Source organism: 'Chrysanthemum coronarium' phytoplasma (assembly GCF_000744065.1).
In the GTDB taxonomy this organism is placed as follows: domain Bacteria; phylum Bacillota_I; class Bacilli_A; order Acholeplasmatales; family Acholeplasmataceae; genus Phytoplasma; species Phytoplasma asteris.
In genome coordinates, this window is record NZ_BBIY01000039.1 from 1 (window position 1) to 10,878 (window position 10,878).

Consider the following 10,878-nt stretch of genomic DNA (forward strand, 5'->3'; position numbering starts at 1 on the left):
TATTCAAGGGAAAATCCCAGGAATTAATCAAGTCATTGATTGTTTTTCGCCACAAGCGAATATCTTTTTACAAACATTACTTAATAATCAATTTCTCCCTTTTAGTGATATTAACATGATTAAAAAAGAAAAAAGGAGTTAATATAAAATGTTAACTAACGAACAAAAAGCGTTAAAACAAATCATTTCCTATATGAACCAAAATAAAGCTGACCAATTAAATTTTTATTTTGACCTGATTGATCCCCAATTTTTTTTAGATCAAAAACATAAAAAAATCTTTCAGGCTTTAAAATATTTAACTTTAAACCAGACAAATACTCATCCTTTTGATAAAATCAAATCTCAAAATGAGATAATCGAAGAATTACTCACCTATCTCCAAACTCATTTTCCCCAAGATCATTTTACGAAAGAATCATTATCTTTTTTAAGTGATGATTTGAGTAAAGAAAATAACCTTAATTTCTTAGATAACTTAAAACACACTTATACCCAAGAAAAACTGTTCCAACAACTCTTAAAAATCATTAGTCCTTCTTTTGAAAACAAAGATCCTTATCATAAGAATCTATACTATCAAGAAATCTTTGATAAATTAAGAAAATTTATGTCTTTTATACCTCATTCCTCCGATAAGACTTTGTTAACTTTAAATCAAATGGTTTCTTGTCATCTTGAATTTTTCCAGTTCGATCAACAAGCCAAACAAAAAATTCAAGAAGAATATTAATGTCTGGGATAAAAAATAAATTTACTTGAGGGCATAAATTAGCGATACCTTTGTTTTGAAAATATAATAAAATGAGGTATTCATTGATTTTACCACAGATTACTTTTTGACTTTGAGATTGGATATTATTTTGGTTAAAATAATGGTTTAATTGTTGGTGATTGGTTTTCATATATTTGTCAACAGAAAGATTAAAGGTAGTTTTTTTAAAAAAACCTTTTAAGATGTCCACAGTTTGGATATTAGTATTAAATTGTTTAATATTCATAAAATCTTGGTTATTTAACATTTGATATTCCTTTCTTTAAATAAAAAAAGACCTTTAAATTAAGGTCTTTTGTTGTTTTTTTTAGTTTTAAAAATTCTTTTTGTTTTCCAAGTGATGGTGCCATCTTTATGAATAGTTTTGATTTTTCCATTAGAAAAATAGATGTAAGTGTTGCCATTTTGGAAGGTTTTATTAGTTATGATCGCCATTTGATAGTGCTCCTATTTGTTTAATTATTTGATTTTGGTTAGTTAATGTTGTTTTGTTATTCATCTCTTTTAAGATTAATTTGTAGCCGAGGTTTTTTCTTTCTAAGAATAATTCATATCCTTGGTTTACTTGGTGAAAGTATGATAAAGGATGAGTTTCTATGACGTCTAATTTATGATCTTTTTGGTTTTGTTTGCGTTCTAAACCTCATTGTGGTTTGATTTTGAGATAAACAGAGTCATATCTGGTTTAATAAATTGTTTATTAAGTAAATTAAAAAGCTGATAATTTTTATCAATGTTGCGAGGATAAGCTTGATAGGCAAAGTTAGAACCTAACCATCTATCTATTAAAATGATTTTATTAGTTTCTAAATGTGGTTTTATTTCCTCTTCTTGGATTTATTGCATATTAGCAAAACTCAATAAATAGCGAGTTAATGGTTTTAATTGGGCATTAGTTAAAAAGATATCACGAAGAGGTTGGCCGATGGAGGAACTTCCTAACCCTTGTAGAGTAATTACTTCTTGGTCTTGTTTTTCTAATTGTTTTCTAACTTTTTGAATTAAAGTTGTTTTACCGCTGCCGTCTAGTCCTTCAAAAACTATTAATTTCATTTTTTCTCCTTTGAATTTAGATTTTGGGTATGAAAAAAAGACCTTCGTTTTGAAGGTCTTAGGGTTTTAATTATTATTTAAATTTACTTAATCGTTTTAAATAAGTTTTTTGTGATAATTCTTGTTTAGTTTTTGATAAAAGTTCTAAATATTGTTTGCTATCTTGAATCATTTTGGTAATAAAATTATTATCTAAGTAAATTCTAACTACATGATAATCATTATCATTAAAATAAACTAAAAAATAAGCAAATTTGGCTTGACTACAATATAGTTGACATTGGACTTGAGCCCAGTAGTTAATAGGGAATTCTTGGTGGAAAAAGAAGCCATTCCAAGTGGAGGAGATGTTATTGTTTTCATCCACATAAGGACATTTAATTTCTAAGAGAGTGTTGGTTTTAGCATTATAACCATCAAGTGAGGCAGAAAACATTTTTTCTTTGTCATCCGTAAAGATGGTATCAGGATAAGTTAATTGAGTTGTTTTTTCAAAGAAAGCACGAGCGATTGGTTCGGTTTTATTTCCATGTTCGGTGTATTTGTTGCTTGTGAAAGTGGTACCAAAGATTTTGTCATGGACTAGTTGATTTAAGGAACGGAATTTATCGTTGCCTGTGGATACTGCCGATTTCAGAAGCGTTAATGTATTTTTTTCGGTGTTTATACCGTTCTTTGGTTCGTTGAGATAATTTGACTTGCATATTTATTTCCCTTTCTTAAATAATGAGATGATATATTGGCCTAAATAATAAATAAATTGAATTATATATTGTAAAGATTTAAAAAGAAAATCAATTAAACATAAGAGATGAGGTAAAAATAATAAAATAATGGTTAATAAAACTAAATTAAGCCGTTGGTTTTGATTATTAAAAAAACAATTACTTATAGCAGCAAACCCATTATTTAACTTTGTTAACCAAGTATTAATGCGATTCCACATGATTATTAGTTTTAATAGTGGTTATATATTGATAAAATCTAACTACGATGCCTTTCTTTAACCTTTGGATGCTTAATTGATAAGTAAAAAGATAGAATTTGATTAAATAATTAATAAAAATTAAAGGTGTTAATAAAATAGAGATAATGATGTTAATGGATAAAGATGGTAATATTTTTTTAATGAACATATTTAATGGTTCCTTTCTTTTTTAAGTATTGGGTAATAAAAAAGATCCTTGTGAAGGTTCTTTGGATGATATTTTAATTAAGAATCGAGGATATCTGGTTTTTTAGGTGGTCGGGTTGTGTCTAAAAATTGATAATAAGTTCTTGTTTGCCAACGATCACCACTAGAACAACAATCGTTTCCGTCAATATACCAATCATCAGAAAACAAACCTTCTTCATATTTATAATAATGGGTATTACCGTTTTCATCATAAAGAGTTCTAGATGAATGACCTAATTTGTTTCTAATTGTTTCTCCTTGGTAGGTACAGCCATATTTGATATAACATTGGTTTAACCATGCAATATAATCTTTTTGGTAGTCCATTAAAATATCTCTTTTTGGTTTTGTATCTTGACAAGTAATCCGATATATTTTATCTTCAGTTTCAAAAGTATTTTCTAATAAATTAATAGCATATGAAATATTAATTTCTTTATAAGTGGGTTTGGTAATAGTTATAGGATTATTACCGCTTTTAGATGCTCTGTTATATTCTCCTTCATAATTATATAAATTGTTGGCTCTTTTCCAATCTCGGATGTCTTTATAGGGGTTAAGAGAGTCTGGGAGATTAATGTGGATTGCTCTTTTTATAGTGTTGAAGATGAAAAGATAGATGTTTTTAGCGCCATTGGAAAGTTTTAAGAGATCTTGGATATTTCCTTGTTGAGGTTCTATGATACGAATTCCATCATCAAAATAAATGGTGTCAATATCAATTTCATGGAAAGTTTTTGATGGTAAGGATAAGACCAAACCAGCATGAGGAGTGGCGTTATAACAACCTAATTTAATCAATTTTGGTTCTTCGATGATGTTATTTTCCATTAAATAATGATTTATGACTTCTTCTTTGTTTTGATCAGTGAAGATTTCACTAAATACTAAATTTATTTGAGGTTGGATTTCTTGAGATTTTTGTTTGGCATCCCAGAAGATAAAGGCTTCTTCGATGGCGATTTCGTATTTTAGGAGATCTTCTAAGGTGTATTCGTAATCTTCATCATCGGGGTATTGGATATTAAAAGGATTAGGGCGATGTTTAAAATAAACCCCTAAGAGACCTGAAGGAGGGTTTTTGAATTTGTTGAAGAAAAATTTACGTCCATAAGGGTTGTATGACGGTTCTTCGAGATTATAGGCGGAAGTTTGGATATTGAAATATTCTAAGATATTAGGGATATTTTCTTTTTCTATAACATTGATATCGTATCTTTTGAATTTGGGTCGAGTGTTTAACCATTCTTTTTGAAGGGTTTGATAGTCTACTAGTTTAATAGTTGATTTGGTTTGTTTATGGAAATAGTTATAGGCGAAAATAGGTTTAATGAATAAAATAGTGATTAATAAAGAAATGATTAAGAAAACTTTTTTAGGGTTTTGGTTTTAGTCATGGTTTGTTTGCCTCCTTTGGTTTTTTGGTTTAATGACCTTGTAAGTTGTTGTGTGTTTGGGTAAAAGAAAAAGACCCTGGGAGAGGTCTTTTTTGTGAATATTATTTAATTTTATTTTATCGTTTGGGTGTTATCGATTTAGTGGGTTATTTGGTTGATTAGGGTTGATGGGTTGTTGTCCGATAATTCTTAATCTATTATAAAGATTGTTTAGCTCTAAATATATCGCTCGGTTTCTGATATTTAATTCTAAGTTTGCAAAAGATCTTATTGGATTTAAACTCATTCGGTTGGATAATTGTTTTTTTTCTAAAGCTAATTCCAAAATTCTATTATTAATTTCTCTTATTTCATTTCTTATTTCATTATTGTTATTATCGTTATTCATCGCCATTAATTGTTGATTATTTATTATAAATAACAATCCTACAAAGATTATTAAAAAAAGATAAATTATTTTACATTGAGTTGTTGATTTTAACATTAATTAAATCTCCTTTTATTTATATTTAATTAATATATTTAATTATTATTTAATGTTTTATTAGAATTATTCGATTGGCCTTGGAATGTTTTGGGTTTCTTGTGTTTGGGGGTTATTGTATGATGTCTCGCATTTGAATCTGTTGCATTATCATATATATTTCCATATCTATCTTAACCATTTCCGTTCTAACATAACATAATCTTTCAATATTTACATTATTTCTTGGTTCTCGAGATAGTACTATTTCTTGTGACTTTAGTTCATTTTTTCTTTCTTCTAATCGGATTTTTTGTGTTTCTAAAGTTATTCCAGGTAAAGCATACAAACATTTAGTATTAAAAATAAATAATAAACCTATAAAAGTAAATAAAAAAACACTTATTATTTGAAATTTATTTTTTAATTTAATCATTAATTACCACTCCTTTATTTTTAGAATCGTTCTTTTTAGAACTTTCTGGTTGATTATCATATGGCGTTGATAAATGATGATTATTTTTTCTTTTATTATATTTTTGAATTGCTTTTGTAATATAAGTTTGTTTATACAAAAGTTCTGATTTTTTTTCATTATTGAATTTGAAGTTTGTTAATTCGTTTTGTATTGAAAATTCTGCTTGTACATATAAGGCATATTCTTCATCATTGGAAATTTCATTATTATTGCTATTTTTATTTCCCATCGCCATAATATAATTATTACTAGTAATTAAAAATAATCCTAAACCAAAAAATACAAATATATTTAAGAATAATAAATGATTTTTCATTTTAAACATTAATAATGCTCCTTTTATTTTTTATCCCTCAGTTAAGGTGATTTAGTAGAGGGAATTGAAATTTTAATAATTGATGTTGATTATTCAACGTCTTCTGTTATTAGAGTTATTTAATTGATTGCGATTGTTTTCGTGAGGCATAGCATTATGTAAAATAATCTGTTGAGTTGAAATACGTTGACTTAATTGTATATTTTGTCTTACAAGATTATTAATAATTTCTTCGGAAGCATTATTTTTTCTAGCATTAAAAATTTGTTGGACTATTACAGCTTGTTCGCGATTCATTTCTTGTAAAATGCGCGCTTGAGTTTCAAAATTAGTGTTATGATGACCGTTATTTGGCGTTTCATTACCATTATGCATCGCCATTAATGGATTATTCAAAATAAATAATATTCCTATGAAATTTATTAAACAAAGATAAATTATGTTAAATTGGTTTTTTAATTTAAACATTATTTATTAAAACTCCTTTATTTTTCATTGATTGTTTTGTTTCAATTCTTAAATTATCTTGGAATGTTTTATCTAAAGATTTGATTTTTTTTGATTTGCATCTTATTTCATTTTCTAATTTTTGAATGTCCTTTGAGAAGCACTTTTATCAAAAAATTTAATTAAATTCATTTAATTTAAATTGTAAATTAATATATTTTTGACTTAGATTATTAATTTTTTTCACTAATTTTTGATGATTTGCAATAAGTTCTTGTATTGTAGGGTCTTGATAAGAACGACTTAAAATTGTGTTTGCTATTTGATTTCGTTCATATGAATAATTCCAAATCTGTTCGTTTATATATTTTAAAAGTTTTATATCAGAAAGTCTTTGATAAAGATTTTTAATTGTTTGATCTAAATTATGTAATTGTTTTTGTAATTTTATATTATCATCTAAATGATAAATGTCAAAATATTTAATTTGTTTAGTTAATTCTTTTCTTTCTAAATAAAGTTTATTAATTTCCTTATTTATGGTATTTTCATCATTTAAATTATTCATCGCCATAACTTGATTATCATTCAAAATAAATAATATTCCTATAAAAGTTATTAAACAAAGATAAATTATTTGAATTTTTTTTTGTAATTTAATCATTTTCAAATATAACTCCATTCTTAATTCGTATAAAATTATTTTTTAGAATCATCAGATTGTTTTGAAGAAGAACCTTCTTCTTTTAAATTTTTCGTTTCCTCTTCGGCTTTTTGTTTTAATATTTCCATTAATTCAGGGTTTTCTAAAATTTTTATAATTTCATTATTTTTTTCAATTGAATATTCTTTAAATTCTTTATGTATTGTATAAAATCTTTTTATATCTTCTTTTTGTTTTTTGTTTTTTTCTTCTGATTTATTAATTTCCGAAATATCTCTTTTTTTATCACTAGATTCTTTTTTAGGTGAAGCTATTACTTGATTCACATTAATAAATAATAAACCTATAAATACTAATTATTTTAAATTGATTTTTTAGTTTTAACATTAATTAAATCTCCTTTTGTTTTACCCCTCATTTGGGTTGATTTCGTAGAGGGAGTTGAGGGATTTTAATGGATCACCATAAAGATTTTGGGATTTATCATAATCACGTTGTAAGGAATCTTTTAGTTTTATTGCGTTCGATAAATTTGCTTCATATTTTTCTCGAGTAGCTTCTAAATTCGCTATTTCTCTTTTAATTTTCATTATTTGTTCAACTATTTCTGTTGTTTGGCCTTGTAAATTTTGGATTTCATCTTGTAAACGTTTTTTATCGTCGGTGTTAGTCGTTATTTTTAGTTCTTCTTGTTTATCTTTTATTTCTTTTTCTTTGTTGGCTAATTCAGTTTCTTTTTGTTTTAGTTGTTCTTTTAATGCTGGGATTTGGTTTTTTATTGAATCTCTTTGGGTGATTAAATTATTACATTCTTGTTGTTTTTCATCTATATCTGTTTTATCTTCTTTTCTATATTCTAATGTTTGTTTGTGTGAAGCTCTTGCTTCTTCAATTACGGTTTTTTCTTCTTTAGAAATATCACTTAGTAATAAAACTTCATCTTCATTTTCAGATAAAATATAAGATTTAATTTTATTATATTTTTCTTGTGTTATTTTAATTTTAGGTTTTGGAGTATCTATTTCTCGTTTAGTTCTTAGTGGATGATTTGGTTTTTGTTCGTTATTTAATTTTTCATGATAATTTGATATTTGTTTTTTTTCTTGTTTGGTTTCACTAATACCTTTAAACAAACCTATAATAATAACGATACTAAAAAATAAAATAATTAAAATAGTTATCCAATGTTTTTTAAAAAAGTTCATTTTTTGATAACCTTTCCGATAATAGTAGTAATTGATATTATCTTTTAAAGAAATTAATTACTAATATTATACATTTTTATTTGATTAATGTTGCAGAAAAAAGTTTGATATATTAATTAATTAGTAATAGGTTGTAAGAATTTATTATATCTTTTTTGTTTTATTCTTTCTTGGGCTCTTGCGTAGTTTGGTGATTTATTTTTTAATTCTTCTTTTCTTGCGTCTATTTCTACATTTTTGACTTCTAATTTTTCTTCTAATTCGTTTTTTGTTTTGTGTTTGTTTGTGACATCAGAAAATAAATTTTTATTATAAATTAAATTTTCGATAATATCATTATATTCTTTTATAACTGATTCATCTTGTTTTTTAAATTCAGTTAATTGTTTTTTATCTACTTGCATTTTGTTTTTTAAATTATTATCTTCCATGCAAATTTTATATTCTTCTAGTTTTTTTTCGGAGTCTTTGAAATCGGCTTTGGCTTCATCTAAATCTTTTTCTATTCTTTTAGTAATAATTTCATATGTTTCTTTGCTCATCATTTTAGGTGTTCCATCTTCATTTTGAAATAAATCTTTGGCTAAATTGACTACACGGTGAGATTCGTTAATAATTAATCCACCTTTCGCGATATTTCCAGCGGCTTTTTTAGTTATTCCACCACCTACTGTTTTTAACATACCACGCCCTCCAAAAGCATCCATATATAATTCGGTACCTTGGAAAATAGCATCGCGAAGATTACCAAAACTAAATTCATGTTTTTTATCCCAATCATCGGCGGCAATTTTTGCTGCATCAGCTCCGTTTCTCATTATTTCTAATCCTTTTTTTCTTACTTCGATTGCGGCTTGTTTTTCTTTTATTTCGTTGATGTTATTTTGGATTTCGGTGCGTCTTTGTTCGATGGATTTTATTTGGTTGAATAATTTTTGTTCGCCTAAAGTTAATTTATTATAATCACTTTGTAAGGAATCTCTTAGTTTTATTGCGTTCGATAAATTTGCTTCATATTTTTCTCGAGTAGCTTCTAAATTCGCTATTTCTCTTTTAATTTTCATTATTTGTTCAACTATTTCTGTTGTTTGGCCTTGTAAATTTTGGATTTCATCTTGTAAACGTTTTTTATTGTCGGTGTTAGTTGTTATTTTTAGTTCTTCTTGTTTATATTTTATTTCTTTGTCTTTGTTGTTTAATTCGGCTTCTTTTTGTTGAAGTTGGCCTTTTAAAATAGTGATATTACCCGATGTATTTTTAATTTGTTTTTTTATTTCTTTAATTTTATCTTCGTTTTTATCTAAGGCTTCTTTGATTTTAGCTTTTTGTTCTTGTGTTAGTTCTTGGGCTTTATGGAGTTCTTTTAATTCGGCCTCCACTTTGGTTAATTCTTGTTCCCAATTATCTTTTATTCCTTGGTAATTGTTGATGACTTCATCGTACTTATCAATCGCTTTATCAATTTCTTGGGCTAATTGGCCTGCGTATTTACTAGATGGTTCTTTTGGTTTATGAAAGAAACATAAGTAAATGAAACTTAAAATACCAATAATAATTAAAAAATAATTTAAATAGCCTTTCCATGTATGGTTTTTGTATGTTGTTTGGTTGGTGGAAAGTTTGCTTTTAAAGAAAAGGACGATGCCAAAGATGGCGGAAGCCATTAAAAACCAAGTGAAATAAGATTTAAAAGAAAAATAGACTTTAATTAAGTCTAATGGCGATAACATAATTATTTACCTCCTCCTTTATTTTTATTTTCTCGTTCATTTTTTTCTAATTCATCAATTAATTTATCTAAATTTTTATTAATTTTATCAAATCTTTCTTGCGTTTCGTTTTTTATTTTGTCTAAATTATCTTGAATTCCATCAATTTTTTGTTCCGTTTCTTTATTTGATTGATTTATTTCTATAATTAATGATTTTTCAAAAAAAGGTTTGCTGATACATCTCGAAACAATCATTGTTAATATTAATGTTGATGTTAATATTAAAAATTTCTTCAGTGTTAAATTCATTGTTTTATTTCTCCTTTTAGTAGATTTTTTTCTTTAATTTCTTGTTCGATAGTGTTTAAAATGGTGTCATCTTGTGAGATTATCATTTTGTAAGTTTGTTTTAAGTCTTCTTGATTGATTTCATTTCTTTTGTTTTCATCTTGGCCTCGGTTTTTAGCGAAGATAATGACTGCTTGCTTTAACAAGTTTTCTAAAGTACGATTGGCTTTTTTGAATGATTGGTCATGTGTCAATTTCTCTAAAGATTCGTTAATTACTTCATATAAATATTGTTTGGCTTCTTCGCTGTAAGGGTTTTTACGTTTGTTGATTAAGAATTCTAAAAAGGCTTTTCTTTCTTCTTTATTACCTGGTTTGACTTCGATATTGTAAGTAAATCTTGATTTGATAGCTTCATCGATTTGGTCGATGTGGTTTGTAGCGCCAATAATAAAGATAGGATGTACAGGGTCATTTTCAAATGATGTCATTTCGGTTTTGAATTGGTTTACCACATTGGTGATTTCTGAACCAGCTTCTAACCCGCTTAAATCAGTAAAGATGGTTTCACATTCATCTAAGAAGATAATAGCTCCTTTTCCTTTTTGAGCTTCTTCACGGGCTGTCATAAATAAATCTTTTACTATTTGAGGTGCAATTCCTTTATATTTTTGGGAAAAGATTGAACTGCTTACTTCAAAGAAAGGTAAATTAGTTTCTTTAGCTAAGTGAGGTGTTCCAAAAGTTTAGACACTTTTTTAAACGAAAAAAATATTTCTTTAGTTTGAAAAGATAGGAAATTATCTATTAATTTTTAGTCTTAAAGAGTCATTTTAAAATAAAAAGTTGTATAAAAAAGTGGAACAGTTCATCGCAATCAAGCTGAAAATATGAGTACATATTT

General features: G+C 26.4%; 12 protein-coding genes and 4 pseudogenes. 1 reads left to right on the plus strand and 15 read right to left on the minus strand.

What is annotated here, in order from left to right:
- Positions 1-148: 148 nt before the first annotated feature.
- Positions 149-730: pseudogene (locus tag OYV_RS02450) on the plus strand (replicative DNA helicase); the annotation flags it as partial.
- Between the two features lie 330 nt (positions 731-1,060).
- Here the strand turns inward: OYV_RS02450 and OYV_RS05035 are convergent.
- The 15 genes and pseudogenes from OYV_RS05035 to OYV_RS02530 form a co-directional block, all read right to left on the minus strand.
- Positions 1,061-1,210 carry a hypothetical protein gene (locus tag OYV_RS05035; protein WP_172642357.1) on the minus strand — a complete coding sequence of 50 codons (150 nt, stop codon included), beginning with the start codon at positions 1,208-1,210 and terminating at the stop codon, positions 1,061-1,063.
- 201 nt (positions 1,211-1,411) lie between these two features.
- Positions 1,412-1,828: pseudogene (gene tmk, locus OYV_RS02460) on the minus strand (dTMP kinase).
- 73 nt (positions 1,829-1,901) lie between these two features.
- Positions 1,902-2,532: pseudogene (locus tag OYV_RS02465) on the minus strand (YqaJ viral recombinase family protein).
- 225 nt (positions 2,533-2,757) lie between these two features.
- Complete coding sequence (locus tag OYV_RS02475) at positions 2,758-2,964, minus strand: hypothetical protein (RefSeq protein WP_042068116.1); 207 nt, start codon at positions 2,962-2,964, stop codon at positions 2,758-2,760.
- Positions 2,965-3,041: 77 nt separating this feature from the next.
- On the minus strand, positions 3,042-3,836 hold the full coding sequence (locus OYV_RS05595; RefSeq protein WP_320408567.1) for a hypothetical protein: 795 nt from the start codon (positions 3,834-3,836) through the stop codon (positions 3,042-3,044).
- 696 nt (positions 3,837-4,532) lie between these two features.
- Positions 4,533-4,886 (minus strand): SVM family protein, encoded by a 354-nt coding sequence (locus OYV_RS02485; RefSeq protein ID WP_042068119.1) that lies wholly within the window; start codon positions 4,884-4,886, stop codon positions 4,533-4,535.
- A 112-nt stretch (positions 4,887-4,998) separates the two neighbouring features.
- Positions 4,999-5,301 (minus strand): SVM family protein, encoded by a 303-nt coding sequence (locus OYV_RS02490; RefSeq protein ID WP_042068120.1) that lies wholly within the window; start codon positions 5,299-5,301, stop codon positions 4,999-5,001.
- Positions 5,294-5,668 (minus strand): SVM family protein, encoded by a 375-nt coding sequence (locus OYV_RS02495; RefSeq protein ID WP_081931927.1) that lies wholly within the window; start codon positions 5,666-5,668, stop codon positions 5,294-5,296. The genes OYV_RS02490 and OYV_RS02495 overlap by 8 nt, the downstream gene beginning before the upstream one ends.
- Before the next feature lie 84 nt (positions 5,669-5,752).
- Entirely contained in the window at positions 5,753-6,127 is a 375-nt protein-coding gene (locus tag OYV_RS02500; RefSeq protein ID WP_042068121.1) for an SVM family protein, read from the minus strand.
- Between the two features lie 157 nt (positions 6,128-6,284).
- Entirely contained in the window at positions 6,285-6,770 is a 486-nt protein-coding gene (locus tag OYV_RS02505; protein ID WP_042068123.1) for an SVM family protein, read from the minus strand.
- A 35-nt stretch (positions 6,771-6,805) separates the two neighbouring features.
- On the minus strand, positions 6,806-7,096 hold the full coding sequence (locus OYV_RS02510) for a hypothetical protein (protein WP_236620267.1): 291 nt from the start codon (positions 7,094-7,096) through the stop codon (positions 6,806-6,808).
- Positions 7,097-7,177: 81 nt separating this feature from the next.
- Positions 7,178-7,975, minus strand: a complete 798-nt coding sequence (locus OYV_RS04630) for a hypothetical protein (protein ID WP_042068124.1) — start codon at positions 7,973-7,975, stop codon at positions 7,178-7,180.
- Between the two features lie 116 nt (positions 7,976-8,091).
- Positions 8,092-9,705, minus strand: coding sequence for a DNA double-strand break repair protein Rad50 (locus tag OYV_RS02520; RefSeq protein WP_042068126.1), 1,614 nt, complete (start codon positions 9,703-9,705; stop codon positions 8,092-8,094).
- Positions 9,706-9,707: 2 nt separating this feature from the next.
- Positions 9,708-9,995, minus strand: a complete 288-nt coding sequence (locus tag OYV_RS02525; protein ID WP_042068127.1) for a hypothetical protein — start codon at positions 9,993-9,995, stop codon at positions 9,708-9,710.
- Positions 9,992-10,702, minus strand: a pseudogene (locus OYV_RS02530) (AAA family ATPase); the annotation flags it as partial. The pseudogene OYV_RS02530 and the gene OYV_RS02525, both read right to left, overlap by 4 nt.
- Positions 10,703-10,878 lie beyond the last annotated feature (176 nt).